This window comes from Streptomyces beigongshangae (assembly GCF_019710745.1).
Taxonomy (GTDB): Bacteria; Actinomycetota; Actinomycetes; order Streptomycetales; family Streptomycetaceae; genus Streptomyces; species Streptomyces beigongshangae.
In genome coordinates, this window is the sequence record NZ_JAHKJW010000026.1 from 87,025 (window position 1) to 106,627 (window position 19,603).

General features: G+C 71.0%; 17 protein-coding genes and 1 riboswitch. Of the genes, 7 read left to right on the plus strand and 10 right to left on the minus strand.

From position 1 onward, the window contains the following. Positions 1-68: 68 nt before the first annotated feature. The 5 genes from KM933_RS21365 to KM933_RS21385 form a co-directional block, all read right to left on the minus strand. Positions 69-1,859, minus strand: coding sequence for an ABC transporter substrate-binding protein (locus KM933_RS21365; RefSeq protein WP_221354552.1), 1,791 nt, complete (start codon positions 1,857-1,859; stop codon positions 69-71). A gap of 61 nt (positions 1,860-1,920) precedes the next feature. Further along, positions 1,921-2,934: an ABC transporter permease gene (locus tag KM933_RS21370; RefSeq protein ID WP_221354554.1), complete on the minus strand. Its 1,014-nt coding sequence runs from the start codon at positions 2,932-2,934 to the stop codon at positions 1,921-1,923. Between the two features lie 346 nt (positions 2,935-3,280). Further along, entirely contained in the window at positions 3,281-4,072 is a 792-nt protein-coding gene (locus KM933_RS21375) for an enhanced serine sensitivity protein SseB C-terminal domain-containing protein (RefSeq protein ID WP_221354556.1), read from the minus strand. Between the two features lie 241 nt (positions 4,073-4,313). Beyond that, positions 4,314-5,165: an enhanced serine sensitivity protein SseB gene (locus tag KM933_RS21380; protein WP_221354558.1), complete on the minus strand. Its 852-nt coding sequence runs from the start codon at positions 5,163-5,165 to the stop codon at positions 4,314-4,316. 115 nt (positions 5,166-5,280) lie between these two features. Then, on the minus strand, positions 5,281-5,949 hold the full coding sequence (locus KM933_RS21385) for an AAA family ATPase (RefSeq protein WP_308013492.1): 669 nt from the start codon (positions 5,947-5,949) through the stop codon (positions 5,281-5,283). Between the two features lie 208 nt (positions 5,950-6,157). Next, positions 6,158-6,273, plus strand: a riboswitch (glycine riboswitch). Between the two features lie 164 nt (positions 6,274-6,437). Between KM933_RS21385 and gcvT the strand changes: the two genes are divergently transcribed. The 6 genes from gcvT to KM933_RS21415 all read left to right on the plus strand — a co-directional run bounded on the left by gcvT (position 6,438) and on the right by KM933_RS21415 (position 12,103). After that, positions 6,438-7,574: a glycine cleavage system aminomethyltransferase GcvT gene (gene gcvT, locus KM933_RS21390; protein WP_308013493.1), complete on the plus strand. Its 1,137-nt coding sequence runs from the start codon at positions 6,438-6,440 to the stop codon at positions 7,572-7,574. A gap of 111 nt (positions 7,575-7,685) precedes the next feature. Further along, positions 7,686-8,063: a glycine cleavage system protein GcvH gene (gene gcvH, locus KM933_RS21395; protein ID WP_221354564.1), complete on the plus strand. Its 378-nt coding sequence runs from the start codon at positions 7,686-7,688 to the stop codon at positions 8,061-8,063. Positions 8,064-8,075: 12 nt separating this feature from the next. Then, positions 8,076-9,338, plus strand: coding sequence for a serine hydroxymethyltransferase (gene glyA, locus KM933_RS21400; protein WP_221354566.1), 1,263 nt, complete (start codon positions 8,076-8,078; stop codon positions 9,336-9,338). 76 nt (positions 9,339-9,414) lie between these two features. Beyond that, a complete protein-coding gene (locus KM933_RS21405) occupies positions 9,415-10,797 on the plus strand; it encodes an L-serine ammonia-lyase (protein WP_221354568.1) in 1,383 nt (460 codons plus the stop codon). 195 nt (positions 10,798-10,992) lie between these two features. Further along, the gene (locus KM933_RS21410) at positions 10,993-11,547 is read left to right on the plus strand and encodes a glycoside hydrolase family 25 protein (RefSeq protein WP_221354570.1); all 555 of its coding nucleotides are present in this window, start codon (positions 10,993-10,995) and stop codon (positions 11,545-11,547) included. Between the two features lie 10 nt (positions 11,548-11,557). Beyond that, the gene (locus KM933_RS21415) at positions 11,558-12,103 is read left to right on the plus strand and encodes an MOSC domain-containing protein (RefSeq protein WP_221354573.1); all 546 of its coding nucleotides are present in this window, start codon (positions 11,558-11,560) and stop codon (positions 12,101-12,103) included. Positions 12,104-12,202: 99 nt separating this feature from the next. Here KM933_RS21415 and KM933_RS21420 read toward each other — a convergent pair whose 3' ends face one another. The 5 genes from KM933_RS21420 to KM933_RS21440 form a co-directional block, all read right to left on the minus strand. Continuing rightward, positions 12,203-12,415 (minus strand): EF-hand domain-containing protein, encoded by a 213-nt coding sequence (locus KM933_RS21420; RefSeq protein ID WP_221354574.1) that lies wholly within the window; start codon positions 12,413-12,415, stop codon positions 12,203-12,205. 91 nt (positions 12,416-12,506) lie between these two features. Then, the gene (locus KM933_RS21425; protein WP_221354576.1) at positions 12,507-13,010 is read right to left on the minus strand and encodes an ATP-binding protein; all 504 of its coding nucleotides are present in this window, start codon (positions 13,008-13,010) and stop codon (positions 12,507-12,509) included. A 338-nt stretch (positions 13,011-13,348) separates the two neighbouring features. Then, positions 13,349-14,116 carry an enoyl-CoA hydratase/isomerase family protein gene (locus tag KM933_RS21430; RefSeq protein WP_221354578.1) on the minus strand — a complete coding sequence of 256 codons (768 nt, stop codon included), beginning with the start codon at positions 14,114-14,116 and terminating at the stop codon, positions 13,349-13,351. A gap of 118 nt (positions 14,117-14,234) precedes the next feature. Then, positions 14,235-15,488 (minus strand): L,D-transpeptidase, encoded by a 1,254-nt coding sequence (locus KM933_RS21435; protein ID WP_221354580.1) that lies wholly within the window; start codon positions 15,486-15,488, stop codon positions 14,235-14,237. Between the two features lie 178 nt (positions 15,489-15,666). Continuing rightward, the gene (locus KM933_RS21440; RefSeq protein ID WP_221354582.1) at positions 15,667-16,899 is read right to left on the minus strand and encodes a L,D-transpeptidase; all 1,233 of its coding nucleotides are present in this window, start codon (positions 16,897-16,899) and stop codon (positions 15,667-15,669) included. Between the two features lie 318 nt (positions 16,900-17,217). Between KM933_RS21440 and glgX the strand changes: the two genes are divergently transcribed. Then, positions 17,218-19,554 carry a glycogen debranching protein GlgX gene (gene glgX, locus KM933_RS21445; protein WP_221354584.1) on the plus strand — a complete coding sequence of 779 codons (2,337 nt, stop codon included), beginning with the start codon at positions 17,218-17,220 and terminating at the stop codon, positions 19,552-19,554. Positions 19,555-19,603 lie beyond the last annotated feature (49 nt).

Here is a 19,603-nt window from a genome sequence, read left to right on the forward strand (position 1 = left end):
GCCCGCGGGTCACGCCGCGCCGGCCTTCACCTGCCTTTCGTACCGTGTGGCGGGTGCGCCGGTCGGTGTTACTTCTTCAGGCCGAGGTTGACGAAGTCGTACTGACCGCTGTAGCCGTCGGTCGTGTAGACGTTCGCCAGTCGGCTGGAGCGCCAGTTGATGAACTTCTCGAAGACGAAGGGCAGGTAGTAGCCGCCCTCCATCACCTTGTGGTTGATCTGCTTGGCGATGTCGGCCTTCTTCGCGTCGTCGAGCTCCTTCGTGTAGCTCTTGAAGAGGCCGTCGATCGCCTTCTCCTTGATCAGGGCGAAGTTGTTGTTGCCGCTCTCAAGGATGTAGTCGCCGCTCCACAGGGGCAGGCCGTAGCCCTGGACGCTCGGGAAGTCCGGGCCCCAGCCCATGATGATGATGCCGTAGCCCTTCTTCTTCACGTTCGAAGGGCTGCCGATGATGCCGGTGGTCTGGGCGCCGTCGAACTGGTCGATGTCGACGGTGACGCCGATCTTCTTCAGCGAGGCCTGGAGGGACTCGGCCGTGGCCACCTCGACCGGCTTGTTGTTGCGGACCGCGATGGTGGTCTTGAAGCCGTTCGGCTTGCCGCAGGCCTTGAGCTCTTCCTTGGCCTTGGCGACGTTGCCGTTCTTGTTCGTCGTCGCCGACTCGTACGGGTCGTACTTCTGGCCCTCGGAGCCCGGGACGGACGGCGGCAGCATGTTGGTGCCGATGTCACCACCGGCGACCGGGCCGCCGCGGGCGGTCTGGAGCGACTCGTGGTCGGCACCGTAGATCACGGCCTTGCGGCAGTGCTCGTTGTCGAACGGCTTGACGCTCTGCGGGAAGACCGCGTAGCGGATGTAGCCGGAGACCGGGTTGTCCAGGTTCTCCTTGTGCTGCTTCAGGGCGGTGGTGCGGCCCTGCGGGGAGAGACCGGTCTGGGCCAGGTCCAGGTCGTAGTCGCCGTTGATCAGACGCTGGTCCAGGTCGTTGGCGTTGGTGAAGAAGTTGATCGTGATCTTGTCCGGGTACGCCTTGCGGACCGGGTCCGAGGACTGCTTCCACTCGGTGTTGCGGACCAGCGTGAGGTTCTTGTTCGGCGTGTACGACTGGAACTTGTACGGGCCGGACGAGAACGGCTTCAGGCCGTACTTGGACTTGGTGTCCTTGTCCTGGCGGACCGGGGAGGCCGAGGTGAGCGCGAGCATCTCCTCGAAGTCCGAGTTCGCCTCGGGCAGCTTGAAGACGATCGTCTTGTCGTCCGGCGTCTCGACGGCCTTCAGGCCCAGCTTGTCCGCGGACTTGTCCTTGTAGGGACCCTTGTAGGTCTTCTTGGGGTCGAGGACCTGCTGGAGGTAGATCGGGCCGCCGGAGAGCACGTCCTGCGCCCACACGCGCTCGATGCCGTACTTGACGTCCTTGGAGGTGATGGGCTTGCCATCCTCCCAGGTGATCCCGTCACGCAGCGTGTACGTGTAGGTCTTGCCGTCGTCCGAGATCTTCGCCGTGCTGCTGGCGAGGTCCGGCGTGACCTTGGCACCGTCGGCACCGGCCTCGGCGTTGTTGGTCACCAGCTGGCGGCTGTAGTACCGGCTGAAGTTCCACATGAAGCCGTAGTAACCACGCGTGGTGTCCCACGAGTCGGCGTCCTGGGCGCTCGCGAACTTCAGCGTGCCGCCCTTCTTGGCGAGCGAGGCCTGGGCGACCTTGTTGTTCGCGGCGTTGAAGCCGGCCGCGCCGCTCTTCGAGCCGCCGTCCTTGTCGTCGTTGCCGCCGCCGCACGCCGCCGTGGACAGCAGTGCAGCGACCACGGCTGCGGCGGCCACGGCCTGCTTGCGCCGCCCTGTGGTGCGTTGGGTACTCACTCGGATCCTCCGATATGTAGCGGCCCGTCGACAGATGACGGGCCCATGGGGGTACGGCAGTTCAGCGGGAGCCCTTCGGGTCGAGCGCATCGCGTACGCCGTCGCCGAAGAGGTTGAAGGAGAGCACAGTGATGAAGATCGCTACACCCGGGATGATCATGTACATCGGGTCCGAGTCGTAGTAGTCGATCGCGGAGGAGAGCATCTGGCCCCACGAGGCGGTGGGGGGCTTGACGCCGACGCCCAGGAAGCTGAGCGCCGCCTCCGTGAGGATGTTGGTCGGGATCATCATCGTCGTGTAGACGATGATCGGTGCGACCAGGTTGGGCAGCAGCTCCTTGAACAGGATGTAGAACCGTCCGGCTCCCAGGCTGCGCGCGGCCTCGACGTACTCGCGCTCACGCAGGGAGAGCGTCTGGCCGCGCACCACGCGTCCCACGTAGGGCCAGCCGAAGAAGCCGATGACCATGATCATGACGAACAGGCGCACGCCCGTGCCGGTCAGGCCCAGCATCTCGTTCGGCATGACCGAGACCAGCGCGATGATGAAGAGCAGCTGCGGGAAGGCCAGCAGGCCGTCCATCACGCGGCTGACGACCGCGTCGACCCAGCCGCCGAAGTAACCGGCGAGCACGCCGAGGATCGTACCGAGCACCACGGCGACCAGGGCCGACAGGAAGCCGACCAGCAGGGAGATCCGGGCTCCGTAGACGATCCGGGCGAAGATGTCGCGGCCGTTGACGGGTTCGACACCCAGGAGGTGGTCTCCGCTGATGCCGCCGAAGGATCCGGTGGGAGTCGAGAAGAGCGGGTCGATCAGGTCCTCGTGGTGCGTCTCGGGATCCTGTCCGACCAGGTTCGTGATCACGGGGGCGAGCAGCGCGATCGCGATGAGCACGAGTACGACGATGCCGCCCGTCAGGGCCAGCTTGTCCCGCTTCAGACGCTCCCAGGCGATGCGGCCGAGGGAACGCCCTTGTACCGCCTTCGCCTCGGCGGAGCCGGCAACGAGCGCCGCCTCTTCGGCCGCGCTCGGCGCGGCTTCGGCCGTCGGCTCGTGCAATGGTGCCGTCATCGTGGCAGGGACCCCTCTCAAACCGGCGGTAGCCGGCCCACACTTGCCGCGGTAGCGGCGTGATCAGTCCGTCGTACACACAGGAGGTTTAAACCCCCTGGACCGGGAGTCTTCAACGCCTCGGTGATCTGTAGCCAGACTTGACGGTGAATGGATGCGCAAACGTGATGCTGTTAGGAGGATTCCGTTATCCGAACGCTGGGTAACGGAGGGCGGACGCATAATATTAGGGGCGAAACGGGCCTCGCAGCCCATTTACCCGCGTAGATCGGGACATTCCGCTTCACGGTAATACGGGCGTGAGGGCGGATGCTCCACTGGGTGGACACGATCCGTACAGATCATCTCAGTAGGTGCCGGGGAACCCGTAACCGCCTGCCGCCGGAGCCTGGACCGGGGCCGCGTGCGCCTCCCGGTCGTAGAACGGCCGGGCACGGGCACGCAGCCACAGGGCGACCGGGTCGTACTCGTCCGACATCGCGACCGTCGACACCGGCAGACCGTCCGGCACCGCGCCGATGGACTGCTGCATCATCGCGCGCACCGAGTCCACCGCGGGCGGGCTGGTGTCGTAGACGTCGAGCCCGATGGCGAGGTACGGGGCCCCGAGCGCGGGCTGCACCCAGGCGCGGCGCAGCGAGCGGACGGCGGCGGTGCGGTGCGCGTTCTGCGTGAGCAGGGCGTAGAACTGCGGGATCTCGATGCCGGGCTCGGACAGCCGCAGCGGGCCCGCGGGCTGCCGCTCCAGGCCGGTGGCGATGCGGCGCAGGTCCAGCCAGGGCACGCCGACCCCGCCGCCCGGTGCGTGCGGGTTGAGCCAGAGGCCGAAGTGGTCGGGGTAGAGGGTGCGGGCGACGTCGAGCCCGTCGACCACCTCGTACGAGCGGTTCCAGCCGCTGGCCGAGAGCTCCTGCGCCGAGGTCACACAGGGGGCGTAGCCGAAGCCGTCGACCTCCATGTTCCCGTACTGGGCGTCGGGGGAGCCCGCCTGGCCGTGCCACAGCAGCATCCAGACCTGACCGGACGACGGGGTCGCGAGTGCGCGCAGGAGCGCCTCATAGGCGTCGTAACGCCCGGGCGTCACCTGGCGCAGCATGTGCTCGACCTGCCCGGCCGCGGCCGTGCCCGACGCGCTCACCTTCTACCGCCCCTTCGCGACATCCCTGACATACGGGTCCTTCTCACCGGAGTGCCGTGTTCGCTTGAACATCGCACCACCCCGGACGAGCCATGAAACCAGCTTAAGTGGCCATCCCGACAGCACGGTTGCGCTCCGCTTCGTTCCGTGGGGGAGCTCGGGACGGTCTGTAGTTCTTCGACTGCGGGCCGGTGGGGGTCGGGCGTGCGGTTCCCCGCGCCCCTTCGGGGGCGCCGGTACCTCAGAAGGTGTGGGTGTAGAAGGGCCTCACCTGCGTGCGCAGCCAGTCGGTCACCGGGTCCTGGGCCGCGTCGAGGAAGACCAGGTTCACCGGGTGGGGCACCGGGACGCGGCCCAGGGCCCGGCCCAGGGCGTCCAGGGGGAGCGTGCGCGCGTTCTCGTCCCAGTGGATCGTCTCGACGCCGACGAACATGACCGGGTCGCCGCCCTCGATGCTCGCCAGGCAGCGCCGGGCGCTCAGCACGGTGCCGGTACCGGCGAACTCCGCCGAGGCCGCGGACAGGAAGTCCACCGGGTCGTCCTGCCAGTCGGGCTGGAAGAGCCGGACCCGGCCCCCGCTCGCGGCCCCGTCCAGCTCGGTCCGGCCCGCCCGGCACAGCTCGGCGACGGCGGGCGGGGGCAGCGGCACCCCGACCGTGCCCCCCGGGTTCAGCGCGATGCCGACCTGGGGCGGCAGCCCGCGCGCGAACTCGACGGCGGGCGCCACGGTGTACGCCAGATGGCCGCCGACGACCTGGCGGAACTGCTGCTCCGAGGTGAAGACCGGTACGTACGCCTGCCCGCCCAGCTCGACGGTGGGCAGGTCGAGCGGGCCGCTGTGCGGGCCGCCCCCCTCGGGCAGGGGCACCCACAGGAAGCAGCGCGCGGCCGTCTCCACGATCCGGGCCCCCGCCGAGGCCGACGGGGGGAGCCCCAGCGAGGCGGCGAGCACCTCCTCCAGCTCGTTGCCGGGCCAGCCGGCATGGGGGTGCGGGTGCGCCCGCGCCGAAAAATCCTGTACCGGAATGTCCTGTACCGGAATGTCGTGTGCCGCAATGCCCTGCGCCGGAATGTCCTGTGCCGGGAAGTCCATCTCCACCGCCTGCTCGAACCGCCGTGTGCCGCTGACGAGATTACGCGCACGGGCGCCCGCCCACCGCGGCCGCCGACCGCCCCGCCGACCGCCCCGCCGGCCGCCGGGACCGCGCTCAGTCGCCGAAGTCGATGCGCCGCAGGACGTCCGCCGCGGCGCGGTCGACGAGCACCGCGGAACCGCAGCCCTCCGGGAGGCCGCCCTTCTCCACGGACCGCAGCAGCCGGGCGACCGCGCCCCGGTGGCGCGCGAACGCGTACCGCGAGACGCCGCGGCCCCGCTCGCGCTGGCCGTCCAGCGCCGTGCCGGGATCGACGTCGAGCAGCAGCAGGTGCAGGGTGCCGCCGCGGCGCCGGGCGTCCCGGGCGAGCCAGCGGCGCACCCATGCCTGCGTACCGCAGTCGTGCACGACGACGCCCTCGCCGGAGCGCAGCGCCCGGCGCAGGCCCGCGTAGTGCGCGGCGCGGACGAGGGGCCGGTAGACGGCGTACGGCAGGAAGCGGGAGAGGCGGGCGTCCCAGCGGTCGCGGGTGTCCTGGGAGTCGACGCGGCGGCCGGTCACCGTCCGGCGCATCAGGGTCGACTTGCCGCTGCCCGGCAGGCCCGTGACCACCACCAGGTCGGCCGCCCCGAAGCACAGGCCGTGCGGGCTGCGGCCCGCGCGCTCCCGCAGGTCGCGGACGACGGGCACCGGGAACGGGCCGCACGCCTCCCTGGCCGAGGCGGGTGGCTGCCCGGGCACCGCGATGCCCGTACCGGTCGCGTACGCCGTGGTCCTGTCCACCCTGATCGTCCTCCCCATGGGGTCGGGAGACCCATCCCCGGTCGAGTGTAAAGAAAAGGTAATGCGCCGGTCCCCTCGTTTTCGTTCTCGTCCTGCCACAGCACCGTCACAGATCCCTGCGAACGCGTCCGCCCTCCGTCCGGACACCGGCGTCCCCGGTGGGACCGATGCGTGCAATGATGTGCGCGCCAACTGCATACCGGCCGCTTGAACCCGCGCGGGAGAGTTCCGGGAGGACGTACACGCAAGGTGTACGGGCTCCCGGGCGCCGAAGGAGCAAGTCCCTCCCTTGAATCTCTCAGGCCCCGTTACCGCGCGGGCGAGGCACATCTGAAAAGCGGGTCCGCTCCCCTCCAGCCGGGGTGCCGGCTCCACCCAAGGTGCAAGTCAGTGACCGCCCCGTCCACCGGTGGCCACGGCGAACCTCTCAGGTTTCGATGACAGATGGGGAGGAACGACATCGCCGTCATGCCTTGGGAGCCCCCACCGTGAGCAGTACGAGCAGCAACGCCTCCGCCGGACCGCGCCGCACCGCCCTCGACGCCCTGCATCGCTCGCTCGGCGCGACGATGACCGACTTCGCCGGCTGGGACATGCCCCTGCGGTACGGCTCCGAGCGCGACGAGCACCTCGCCGTGCGCACCCGGGCCGGTCTCTTCGACCTCTCCCACATGGGCGAGATCACCGTGAGCGGGCCGCAGGCCGCCGCGCTGCTCGACTTCGCGCTGGTCGGCGACCTCGGCGCCGTGAAGCCCGGTCGTGCCCGCTACACCATGATCTGCCGGGCCGACGGCGGCATCCTGGACGACCTGATCGTCTACCGCCTCGCCGACACCGAGTACCTGGTCGTGGCGAACGCCTCCAACGCCCAGGTGGTCCTGGACGCCCTCGTGGAGCGCGGCGAGGGCTTCGACGCCGAGGTGCGCGACGACCGGGACGCCTACGCCCTGCTCGCCGTGCAGGGCCCGGAGTCCCCCGGCATCCTGAAGTCCCTCACCGACGCCGACCTGGACGGCCTCAAGTACTACGCGGGCCTGCCCGGCACGGTCGCCGGCGTCCCCGCCCTGATCGCGCGCACCGGCTACACCGGCGAGGACGGCTTCGAGCTGTTCGTGGCCCCCGCCGACGCCGGGAAGCTGTGGCAGGCGCTGACCGGGGCCGGGGCCCCGGCCGGGCTCGTCCCCTGCGGGCTGTCCTGCCGGGACACCCTGCGCCTGGAGGCGGGCATGCCGCTGTACGGGCACGAGCTGACCACCTCGCTCACCCCGTTCGACGCGGGACTCGGCCGGGTGGTGAAGTTCGGGAAGGAGGGCGACTTCGTGGGGCGCGAGGCGCTGTCCGAGGCCGCCGACCGCGCCGCCTCGAGGCCCCCGCGCGTCCTCGTCGGGCTGGTCGCCGAGGGCCGCCGGGTCCCGCGCGCCGGGTACCCCGTGGTGGCCGGCGGCCGGGTCGTCGGCGAGGTCACCTCCGGCGCGCCCTCCCCGACGCTCGGCAGGCCGGTCGCGATGGCGTACGTCGACGCGGAGCACGCGGCGCCCGGCAGCACCGGTGTCGGCGTGGACATCCGGGGCAGCCACGAGCCGTACGAGGTCGTGGCGCTGCCGTTCTACCAGCGGCAGAAGTGACACCGGTCCGCCACCGTCAGCAGTGAGACAGCCCGTGACCTCGGGCACAATGCCCGGTCCAGAGCGGTTCCCCCGCATCAGCACCCCCCGGCGTACAGGAGAATTCAGGCCATGAGCAACCCCCAGCAGCTGCGGTACAGCAAGGAGCACGAGTGGCTGTCGGGCGCCGAGGACGGCGTCTCGACGGTCGGCATCACGGAGCACGCCGCCAACGCGCTCGGCGACGTCGTGTTCGTCCAGCTCCCGGAGGTCGGTGACACGGTGACCGCGGGCGAGACCTGCGGCGAGCTGGAGTCGACCAAGTCCGTGAGCGACCTCTACTCCCCCGTCACCGGCGAGATCACCGAGATCAACCAGGACGTCGTGGACGACCCGGCGCTGGTGAACACCGCTCCCTTCGAGGGCGGCTGGCTGTTCAAGGTACGGGTGGCGGACGAGCCGGAGGACCTGCTCTCCGCCGACGAGTACACCGAATTCTCCGGATCCTGAGGACCCAGACCGATGTCGCTTCTGAACACGCCCCTGCACGAACTCGACCCCGACGTCGCCGCCGCCCTCGACGCCGAGCTGCACCGCCAGCAGTCCACCCTCGAAATGATCGCCTCGGAGAACTTCGCCCCGGTCGCGGTCATGGAGGCCCAGGGCTCGGTCCTCACCAACAAGTACGCCGAGGGCTACCCGGGCCGCCGCTACTACGGCGGCTGCGAGCACGTCGACGTCGCCGAGCAGATCGCCATCGACCGGGTCAAGGAGCTGTTCGGCGCCGAGTACGCCAACGTGCAGCCGCACTCGGGCGCCTCCGCCAACCAGGCCGCGCTCTTCGCGCTGGCCCAGCCCGGTGACACCGTCCTCGGCCTGGACCTCGCCCACGGCGGCCACCTGACCCACGGGATGCGGCTGAACTTCTCCGGCAAGCAGTTCGACGTGGTCGCGTACCACGTGGACGACGCCGGTCTGGTCGACATGGCCGAGGTCGAGCGGCTCGCCAAGGAGCACCGCCCGAAGGTGATCATCGCGGGCTGGTCGGCGTACCCGCGGCAGCTGGACTTCGCCGAGTTCCGCCGGATCGCGGACGAGGTCGAGGCGTACCTGTGGGTCGACATGGCGCACTTCGCGGGCCTCGTCGCGGCCGGTCTCCACCCGAACCCGGTGCAGTACGCGGACGTGGTGACCTCCACCACCCACAAGACGCTCGGCGGACCCCGCGGCGGGATCATCCTCGCCAGGCAGTCCTTCGCCAAGAAGCTGAACTCGTCCGTCTTCCCGGGCTTCCAGGGCGGTCCCCTGGAGCACGTGATCGCGGCCAAGGCCGTCTCCTTCAAGGTCGCCGCCTCGGAGGAGTTCAGGGAGCGCCAGGTCCGTACGGTCGAGGGCGCGCGGATCCTCGCCGAGCGGCTCACCGCGCCGGACGCCCGGGAGGCCGGGGTGAACGTCCTGTCCGGCGGGACCGACGTCCACCTGATCCTGGTGGACCTGCGCGAGTCCGAGCTGGACGGGCAGCAGGCCGAGGACCGGCTGCACGAGGTCGGCATCACGGTCAACCGCAACGCCGTCCCGAACGACCCCCGGCCGCCGATGGTGACCTCGGGCCTGCGGATCGGCACGCCCGCCCTGGCGACCCGTGGTTTCACGGCCGAGGACTTCGCCGAGGTCGCGGACGTCATCGCCGAGACCCTCAAGCCGTCCTACGACGCGGCGGCGCTCAAGGCCCGGGTGACCGCCCTGGCCGGCAAGCACCCGCTGTACCCCGGTCTGGGCGAGTAGTTCGTTTCGCGGGGTACCGCGCACACCGGAAGGTGCGCGGTACCCCTCCCGCCCCACCCCGTTCTGAGGAGTTCCCGTGGCCATCTCGGTCTTCGACCTGTTCTCGATCGGCATCGGCCCGTCCAGCTCCCACACGGTCGGCCCGATGCGCGCCGCGCGCATGTTCGCGCACCGCCTGCGCAACGAGGACCTGCTGGCCTCCGTGGCCGCGGTCCGCGCGGAGCTGTACGGCTCCCTGGGCGCGACCGGCCACGGCCACGGGACCCCCAAGGCGGTGCTGCTCGGCCTGGAGGGCGCCTCGCCCCGCACGGTGGACGTCGAGGGCGCCGACGAACGGGTCGAGAAGATCAAGTCGTCCGGCCGCCTCGACCTGCTCGGCGAGCACGGGATCGGCTTCTCCTTCGACGACGACCTGGTGCTGCACCGCCGCAAGGCGCTGCCGTACCACGCGAACGGCATGACGCTGTGGGCGTACGACGCGTCGGGCGCCGAGGTGCTGTCCAAGACGTACTACTCGGTGGGCGGCGGCTTCGTCGTGGACGAGGACGCGATGGGCGCGGACCGCATCAAGCTGGACGACACGGTCCTGAAGTACCCCTTCCGCACGGGCGACGAGCTGCTGCGGCTGACGAGGGAGACGGGCCTGTCCATCTCCGCGCTGATGCTGGAGAACGAGCGGGCCTGGCGCACCGAGGAGGAGATACGCGAGGGGCTCCTCGCCATCTGGCGGGTGATGCAGGCGTGCGTCGCGCGGGGCATGTCCCGCGAGGGCATCCTGCCGGGCGGTCTGCGGGTGCGCCGCCGCGCGGCCGTGTCGGCCCGCCAGCTGCGCGCCGAGGGCGACCCGACGGCCCACGCCATGGAGTGGATCACCCTGTACGCGATGGCGGTGAACGAGGAGAACGCGGCGGGCGGGCGGGTCGTGACCGCCCCCACCAACGGCGCCGCGGGCATCATCCCGTCGGTCCTGCACTTCTACGTCAACTTCGTGGCGGGCGCCGCCACCGAGGCGGAGAAGGAGGACGGGGTGGTGCGCTTCCTGCTCGCCGCGGGCGCCATCGGCATGCTCTTCAAGGAGAACGCCTCCATCTCGGGCGCCGAGGTCGGCTGCCAGGGCGAGGTCGGCTCGGCCTGCTCGATGGCCGCCGGCGCCCTCGCCGAGGTCCTCGGCGGCAGCCCCGAGCAGGTGGAGAACGCCGCGGAGATCGGTATGGAGCACAACCTCGGCCTCACCTGCGACCCGGTCGGCGGTCTCGTCCAGATCCCCTGCATCGAGCGCAACGGCATGGCCGCGGTGAAGGCCGTGACGGCGGCGAAGATGGCCATGCGCGGCGACGGCTCCCACAAGGTGTCCCTGGACAAGGTCATCAAGACGATGAAGGACACGGGCGCCGACATGAGCGTCAAGTACAAGGAGACGGCCCGGGGCGGTCTCGCGGTGAACATCATCGAGTGCTGACGGACCGCCCCCGGGGGGTGGTACGGCGGTGGCGGCCGGCGGGGCCGGGGGCGCGTGCTCCGGCGCGGCCTTCCGGGGCCCGGCACGCATGAGGGTAGGGCCGGTCAAGTGAGGGAACCACAAAGGAAGTTGCCCCCCACAGGCCCCGGGAAGCACATTCGTACTTCTGTCCCCCCATGCACCAAGGAGTCACCCATGTTGCGCGGCATCGACGTCAGCGCCTACCAGTCGTCCTCGTACAGCACCGAAGGCGTGTCCTTCGTCTTCGTCAAGGCCACCGAGGGCCGCACGTACGTCAACCCGAAGCTGGGCGCGCAGACGAAGCGGGCCAGGGACGCCGGCTGCGTGGTCGGCTTCTACCACTTCCTGTGGCCGGGCAACCTGACGGCCCAGGCCGAGTACTTCGTCGGCAAGGCCCCGGAGAAGGCGGGCGACCTCCTCGTCGTGGACTGGGAGACGACGAGCGACGGCACGCACGCGAGCAACGCCGAGAAGGACCGTTTCATCCGCAAGGTGAAGGAACTCCGCCCGGACAACCGGGTCCTCCTCTACTGCAACCGGAACTACTGGCTCAACGTCGACGACACCTCCTACGCCGGCGACGGCCTCTGGATCGCCGACTACGTCGCGGCGGGCAAGCCCCGCATCCAGGCCAAGTGGCGCTTCCACCAGTACACCGACGACCCGCTGGACAAGAACGTCGCGAAGTTCGCGAGCAAGGCCGAACTGCGCGAGTGGGCCACCCCGTAGGCTTTCCCGCATGGGCGGGAGTGTCGCTGCGGTCAGCAGCAACGGGACGTACGCGTTCACCAAGCCGAACCGGGAGAGCATCACCCTGCTCGCGGGGCTCGGGGTCGAGGGGGACGTGCATGCCGGGGTGACCGTGAAGCACCGGTTCCGGATGCGGAAGGACCCTTCGCAGCCCAATCTGCGGCAGGTGCACCTCCTCCACGAGGAGCTGTTCGACGAGGTGCGGGCGGCGGGGTTCGAGGTCGCGGCCGGGCAGCTCGGCGAGAACGTCACCACCCGGGGCGTCGACCTGCTGGGGCTGCCCACCGGGACGCTGCTGCGCCTCGGGGACGAGGCCGTGGTGGAGGTCACCGGGCTGCGCAGTCCCTGCGCGCAGATCGACGCCTTCCGGAAAGGGCTGATGAAGCAGGTCGTGGGGCGGGGCGAGGACGGCAGGACCCGGGTCGTCAGGGCCGGGATCATGGGCGTCGTCGTGGCGGGCGGGGTCGTGCGGCCCGGCGACGCCGTCGGGGTCGGGCTGCCGGACGGGCCGCACCTGCCCCTGAAGACCGTCTGAGCCCGCGCCGCGTCCGGGCAGCGGGTCGCCGGGCTGGCGGGCTGGCGGGCACAGCGAGAGGGGCGCCCGCCGGTTCGGGGGGCGCCCCTCCAGCTCACGTCACCTGTCGAGGTGGGCCCAGAACTCCTCGAACGAGAGCAGCTTGTCGCCGTTGAGGTCCTGGGCGCCGATGACGGCCTCGGCCACCGACTCGGTGACGTTCCAGTCCCCGCCCTGGGCCAGGGCCCTCTTGAACTCGGCGGCGGTGATGTAGCCGTCCCCGTCCACGTCGATGCGCTCGAACGCCTTGCGTGCTTCCTCGATGTCCGCCACCGGACCCGCCCCTTCGTGGTGCTTCACTGACGAGGTCAGATTAACGTTCCGGTTCGGTCCGGCCCCGTCGGCCCCGTCGGCCCCGTCGGAACTAGCGGTCCGCCACCCGCATCTCGAACCAGGTCGTCTTGCCGCGCGGCAGCAGGTCCACCCCCCAGCGGTCGGACAGCTTGTCGACGAGGAAGAGGCCCCGGCCGCTGACGTCCATGTCCTTCACCGGCATCAGACAGGGCAGCCCCCGTGAGGGATCGCGCACCTCCACCCGGATCCATCCCCGCCGGCGCCGCATCCGGAGCCCGAAGACCCGCGCCCCGGTGTGCCGCACGGCGTTGCCCACGAGTTCCGAGACCAGCAGCACCGCGTCCTCGGTCAGCTTCGGCGAGAGGCGCCACTGGCGGAGCACCACGACCTGGACGAGCCGGCGCGCGGTGGCGGCCGACTCCGGCCGGGACGGCAGCGGCACCTCGGCCTCGGTGGGGTTGCCGAACAGTTCCAGCGCCTTCAGCGCGTGTTCGTCCTCGACAGCAGGCGACCAGCGCGCCGCGGTCGCGCTCCCGTGCCGCCGCGGCTGTTCGATACCTTCCAGCCCCGCCATGCCCCCCATCATGGCCGCCGGGGGGCCGCTCCGGAGGCGTTCCGGGGGAATACGCCCTCCGGAACCCTCCGTTCCGTTTCATCCGTCCGGCATGCACCGCAGGCGCTCGGGTGGTGTCCGCAGCCGGTGCGACCTGCGGAGGAAGCCCTGCCGGGAGCGGCCGGCCCCGCTTCCGGACAAGTAACCCTCAAGGCCGCGTCAAGTACCGGATAAACCGCTCATTCGAGGGACGCGGGTCATACGCCGTGTCAACAGCAAGAGCCCGAAGGCAACTCGACGGGTGAGTTTCGGGCCGGTCGAGGGTCGAGCGGAGACGACCGGGACGACCGGGGGCCGGTTCAGAGGAACTCGGCCTTGCCGGGGCCCTCCTCGACGAAGCTCCGCATCCCCCGCTCCCGGTCCTCCGTCGCGAACAGACCAGCGAACCAGGTGCGTTCGATCGCGAGCCCGGTCTCCAGGTCCGTCTCCAGACCCGCGTCGACCGACTCCTTGGCCGCGCGCAGCGCGAGCGCCGGTCCCTGCGCGAGCTTCGCGGCCCACGCGTGCGCCTCGGCGTACACGTCGGCGGCGGGCACGACCCGGTCCACCAGGCCCAGCGACAGCGCCTCGTCGGCCTTGACCATACGGCCGGTGAAGATGAGGTCCTTCGCCCGGGAGGGACCGACGAGCCGGGACAACCGCTGGGTGCCGCCCGCGCCGGGGATCAGGCCGAGGAGGATCTCCGGCTGGCCCAGCTTCGCGTTGTCCGCGGCGACGCGGAAGTCGGCGCAGAGCGCCAGCTCGCACCCCCCGCCCAGCGCGTAGCCCGTGACGGCGGCCACGACCGGCTTGGGGATGCGGGTCACGGCGGTGAAGGAGTCCTGCAGGGCCCGGGAGCGCACGACCATCGCCGCGTGGTCCATGGCCTGCATCTCCTTGATGTCCGCGCCCGCCGCGAACACCTTCTCGCCGCCGTACAGGACCACCGCGCGCACGTCCTCACGCCGCGCGGCCTCCTCGGCGAGTTCCCTGAGCCTGTCCTGGGTGGCGACGTCCAGCGCGTTCATGGGCGGACGGTCGAGGCGGATCGTGCCGACGCCTTCGGCGACTTCGAGAGTGGCAGTCATGCAAGGAGGTTAACGGGGGCTAACGGGAGCGGCCCCGGTGTGCTCCGTCACAGAGGAGCGCACCGGGGCCGCAGAGGGCCGTACGGAGCTGTACGGGCCCGTACGGGTCACCGCGGGGTCAGGCCGTCCACTTCTCCCACGGCATGTTCCAGCCGTTGAGCCCGTTGTCCGGGGCCACGGTCCGGTCGTTCGAGTTCTTCACGACCACCACGTCGCCGATCATCGACCGGTCGAAGAACCACGCGGCCGGGGCGCCCCGGTCACCGCCGCCACGCTGGTCGCGCAGGCCGATGCAGCCGTGGCTGGCGTTGTAGTTGCCGAAGGCGTCGCCGCCCCAGTAGTTGCCGTGGATGAAGGTGCCCGACGTGGTCAGGCGCATGGCGTCCGGCACGTCCTTGATGTCGTACTCGCCGCCGTAGCCGACCGTCTCACCGTTCATGCGGGTCACCCTGAGGCGCTCGGTGATGACCATCTGGCCGTTCCAGGTCTCGTAACCGGGCTTGCCCGTGGTCACCGGGATGGTCTTGATGACCTTGCCGTCGCGCCTGACGACCATCTTCTTGGTCTTGACGTCGACGGTGGAGACCTGGCTGCGGCCTATCCGGAACTTCACGGTCTTGGCCTGCTCGCCGTAGACGCCCGGCCGGCCCTCGACCCCGTCGAGGTTGAGGTTCACGGTGACCTTCGTACCGGGCTTCCAGTACTTCTCGGGGCGGAAGTCGATGCGGTCGTTGCCGAACCAGTGGCCCCGGACGTCGACCGCGGGCTCGGTCTTTATCCTTATGGCCTTCTCGACGTCCTCGGGCTGCGTGATGCCCCGGGTGAAGCGCACCGAGAAGGACATGCCGACGCCGACCTCGGAGCCGTCCTCGGGCGTGAAGATGCCGACGAAGGTGTTCTTCGGGGTCAGCGTGGTGAAGGCGGACTCCTCGGCGGCCTGGCGGCCCTCGGAGTCCTCGGCCACCGCGTGCACCCTGTACTTGGTGGACGCGGCGAGGTGCCCGGCGGGCGTCCAGCTCGTCCCCCCACCGGTGATCTTCCCCGCGACGGGCCTGCCCTTGGTGTCCTCGACCGTGACCTCGGTCAGCTTGCCTTTGGCTGCCGTCACCTTCAGCGCGCCGCTGGTCTTCACGGCTCCGGCGCCGTCCTCGGGCGCTATGGTCACGGCCGCCTGCGACACCTCGGTGTCCGTCCGGCTGGAATCCCCGCCCTTGTTCTTGTTCCCACCGGAACCGGAGTCCGAGTCCGAGTCCCCTCCTCCGCCGCACGCGGTCACGAGGAGCAGCAGCATCCCGAGCGCAAGTGCCGGGACTCCTCTGCGGCCTCGTGTCCGTGCGCCAACCGACGCCCCCGATATCGGTCGCCCGTTCAAGTTCGTTCTCCCCTCGCACGGCCTGTTCAGGCCCGTACTGCGGCGCGTCCCACGCGCGCATCGCGCTAATCAATCACATTGCCGGAAGAGATGGTCTCCCGGGAATGTCACCGTTCAGTCCCAACTCGTGGGGCCGGTGGCGCGGCGGGGCCTTCCCTGTGCGTACCCCTATGTCGGGCTACTTCACCGCGGAACCCGATTTCCACGCCTTCCAGGGCATGTTCCACCCTCCGAGGCCGTTGTCGGGGGCCACTTTCCTGTCATTGCTGTTGACCACCTCGACGACGTCACCGATGAGGCTGCGATCGAAGAACCAGCCCGCCGGGGTCGCGGAGCCGCCGCCTTTCACATCGCGCAGTCCCACGCAGCCGTGGCTGACGTTGGCCGTCCCGAACACGCCCCGGGCCCAGTAGTTGCCGTGCAGGAAGGTCCCGGAGGAGGTGAGGCGCATCGCGTGCGGGACGTCGGGGATGTCGTACTCGCCCTTGCCGTCGGGCCGTCTGAAACCGACGGTGGCCCCGTTCATCCGGGTCACCTCCAGCATCTCGGTGACGACCATCTTCCCGTTGTAGGTCGTGCTCGCGGGGGCGCCGGCGGTGATCGGCACGGTGGCGAGGAGCTCTCCGCCGCGGCGCACCTCCATGGTGTGGGCGGCCGCGTCGACGACGCTGGTCTGACTGCGGCCGACCGTGAAGGAGAGGGTCCTGTGCTGGAGCCCGTACACGCCCGGGGCCGCCTCGACGTCCCGCAGCCGCAGGGCGACCGTGACCTTCGTGCCGGGCTTCCAGTAGCTCCGGGGGCGGAAGTCCAGCCGGTCGTCGCCGAACCAGTGGGGGGCGATCTCCACCTTCGGCACGGACGTCACGCGGACGGCGCGCTCGACCGCCGCCCGGTTCCCGACCTTCCGGTTGAACTCCAGTGACACGATCATGCCGGTGCCGACCGTCGAGCGGTTCTCCGGCATGACGTACCCGATGAACCGCTTGTCGGGGACGTACGTCGTGAACGTGACGTGCCGGGCCGCCCGCCGGCCGCGGCCGTCGAGCGCGACGACATCCACCGTGTACTTGGCGGCCAGGGCCAGTTCCGGGTCGTCGGGCCGCCAGGTGGTGCCGTCCCTGCCGATCCGGCCGGCGACCGGGAACTCCCGGGCGTCCTGGGACCTGACGGCCCGCACGGACTCCAGGCGCCCGGCCGGCACCCACACCTTCAGCCCCTTCCCGGGGCGGACGGCCCTGCTGCCGTCGTCGGGCGAGACGCGGATCGCCTCCTCGGACGAGCGGGGCTTGCCGAGCGTCCCGTCCGCCCCCTGCGGGGTGCACCCCGCGGCTCCGGCCAGCAGGGCTGCCCATGTCAGTACGGCGGCCAGCGCGGCCCCTGCGCGCCGCGCGCGCGTCTGTGCGTGCATCACGTGGGGTCCAACGACCGAGCGGGTCCCGGGGAAGTGGGTGCGTCCGGCGGGGTGGCGGGCGGCACGGGCGGGATGCGGGCGGCACGGGCGGAGTGCGGGGCGGCGCGGGCGGGAGGCGGGAGGGGCGCGGGCGGGAGGGGCGCGGGCGGGGGCACGGGGGGACCCGCTCCCTCCCCGCCGTTCGGCCCCCGCCTCGGGAAACGTGAGGGCGAGCCCGGAGCTGGGCAGAACAGTGGGGAGGACGGCACGACATGAGGCCGCGGCCGGGACGCCGCGGTCCTCCTCGTGCCGCTCCGACCGAGCCGCGGGAGGGCCGACGTGTCGAGCGCAGCCGAGCAGGAGGCAGTACCGGAGGCAGCGCAGGAGGAGCGCGCCCCCGGGGGCACACTGCCCGCGCAGCCCGCCCCCGTGCTGAACCGCACGGCGCGCAGGGCGCCGTCCGTCTCCGTCCGGCCGGGTGCGCCGACCCCGCTCGGGGCGCGCTTCCGGACGGGGCCCGACGGGGTCCCGGGCACCAACTTCGCGCTCTGGGCGGGCGGGGCGGAGTCGGTCGAGCTCTGTCTCTTCGGCACCCCGGACGGCACGGAGGGCCGGCGGGGCGGGGAGGGCGGGAAGGTCCGGGAGACCGAGGTGCGGGTCCCGCTGACCGAGCTGACCCACGAGATCTGGCACGGCTTCGTGCCCGGTGTGCGCCCCGGACAGCGGTACGGCTTCCGGGTGCACGGCCGCTGGGACCCGTGGACCGGCGCCCGCTGGAACCCGGCGAAGCTCCTCCTGGACCCGTACGCGCGCGCGGTGGACGGCGCCGGGCGGGACGAGTTCGGCAGCCTGCCGCCCCAGGTGTACGGGCATGTGCGCGACTGGCCTCAGCAGCACGTCGCGGACACCGTGCGCGACGACCGGGACTCCGCGCCGTACGTCCCCAAGGGCGTCGTCGTCCACGACGACACGCCCGGCGACGAGTGGGCGGACGACCGCCGCCCCAAGACGCCGTGGGCGGAGTCCGTCATCTACGAGCTGCACGTGAAGGGGTTCACCCGGCTGCACCCGGGCATCCCGCCCGAGCTGCGGGGCACGTACGCCGGGCTGGCGCACCCGGCGGCGATCGAGCACCTGGTGGCGCTCGGGGTGACGGCCGTCGAGCTGCTGCCGGTGCACCAGTTCGCGCACGAGGACCACCTGCTGCGCCGCGGCATGAGGAACTACTGGGGCTACAACTCCATCGGCTACTTCGCCCCGCACGCGGCGTACGCGGCGTCCGGGACCGGCGGGCAGCAGGTCGGCGAGTTCAAGCGCATGGTGCGCGCCCTGCACGCGGCCGGGATCGAGGTCATCCTCGACGTGGTCTACAACCACACCGCGGAGGCGAGCGAGCTGGGCCCGACGCTGTCGCTGCGCGGGATCGACAACCGCGGCTACTACCGGCTCCAGGACGACGCCCGGCGGTACGCGGACTACACGGGGTGCGGAAACACGCTGCACGTCCTCCAGCCGCACGTGCTGCGCCTGATCACGGACTCGCTGCGGTACTGGGTGACGGAGATGGGCGTCGACGGCTTCCGCTTCGACCTGGCCGCCGCGCTGGCGCGGTCCGTGCACGACGTCGACATGCTGTCCCCGTTCCTCGCGGTCATCGCGCAGGACCCGGTGCTGCGCCGCGTGAAACTGATCGCCGAGCCGTGGGACGTCGGCGCCGGCGGCTACCAGGTGGGCGCCTTCCCACCGCTGTGGACGGAGTGGAACGACCGCTACCGCAACGCCGTACGGGACTTCTGGCGGGGCGCCCTGCCGGACGTGCGGGACCTCGGGTACCGGCTGTCGGGGTCGAGCGACCTGTACGCGTGGGGCGGGCGGCGGCCGTACGCCTCGGTGAACTTCGTGACCGCCCACGACGGTTTCACCCTGCGGGACACGGTGTCGTACGAGCACAAGCACAACGAGGCCAACGGCGAGGGGAACCGCGACGGCACCGACGACAACCGGGCGTGGAACTGCGGGGCCGAGGGCGAGACCGAGGACGCCGGCATACGGGACCTGCGGCGGCGCCAGCTGCGCAACCTGCTGACCACCCTGCTGCTGTCCACGGGTGTCCCGATGCTGGTCGCGGGCGACGAACTCGGGCGCACGCAGGGCGGCAACAACAACGCGTACTGCCAGGACAACGAGATCAGCTGGCTCGACTGGAGCCTGCTGGACGACCCCGGCTGGCGGTCCCTGTTCGACCTGACGTCCCGCCTGATCGCGCTGCGCCGCGCCCACCCGGTGCTGCGGCGGCGCGCCTTCTTCTCCGGGCGGCCCCGTTCGGCGGACGGGCTGCGGGACCTGGCCTGGTTCACCGCCCACGGCACCGAGATGACGGAAGGGGACTGGTACGCGCCCACGGGGACGCTGGGCATGTTCCTGTCCGGCCGGGACATCCCCGGCCGGGACGCACGGGGCGACCTCGTCACGGACGACAGCTTCCTGGCGGTCCTGCACGCGGGCGGCCGGCCCACGGACTTCGTCCTGCCGGGCCCGCCGTGGGCCGGGTCGTACGAGGTGGTCGTCGACACGTCGGAGGAGGAGCAGCGGGAGGCTCCGGGGGCGGCGCACCGGGCGGCCACGACCGTCACGGTCCCCGCCCGCTCGGTCCTGCTGCTGAGGGTCGCGTCGTAGGACCAGGGGCGGAGTCGGGACCGGTCGAAACTCGCTGGGCACCGCCGGT

What these genes read in the sequence shown, in the direction of transcription:
- KM933_RS21370 (WP_221354554.1), bottom strand. Translation starts at nt 2,934, where the DNA reads ATGACGGCACCATTGCACGAGCCGACGGCCGAAGCCGCGCCGAGCGCG.
- KM933_RS21380 (WP_221354558.1), bottom strand. Translation starts at nt 5,165, where the DNA reads ATGGACTTCCCGGCACAGGACATTCCGGCGCAGGGCATTGCGGCACAC.
- gcvH (WP_221354564.1), top strand. Translation starts at nt 7,686, where the DNA reads ATGAGCAACCCCCAGCAGCTGCGGTACAGCAAGGAGCACGAGTGGCTG.
- glyA (WP_221354566.1), top strand. Translation starts at nt 8,076, where the DNA reads ATGTCGCTTCTGAACACGCCCCTGCACGAACTCGACCCCGACGTCGCC.
- KM933_RS21410 (WP_221354570.1), top strand. Translation starts at nt 10,993, where the DNA reads ATGTTGCGCGGCATCGACGTCAGCGCCTACCAGTCGTCCTCGTACAGC.
- KM933_RS21415 (WP_221354573.1), top strand. Translation starts at nt 11,558, where the DNA reads ATGGGCGGGAGTGTCGCTGCGGTCAGCAGCAACGGGACGTACGCGTTC.
- KM933_RS21425 (WP_221354576.1), bottom strand. Translation starts at nt 13,010, where the DNA reads ATGGCGGGGCTGGAAGGTATCGAACAGCCGCGGCGGCACGGGAGCGCG.
- KM933_RS21430 (WP_221354578.1), bottom strand. Translation starts at nt 14,116, where the DNA reads ATGACTGCCACTCTCGAAGTCGCCGAAGGCGTCGGCACGATCCGCCTC.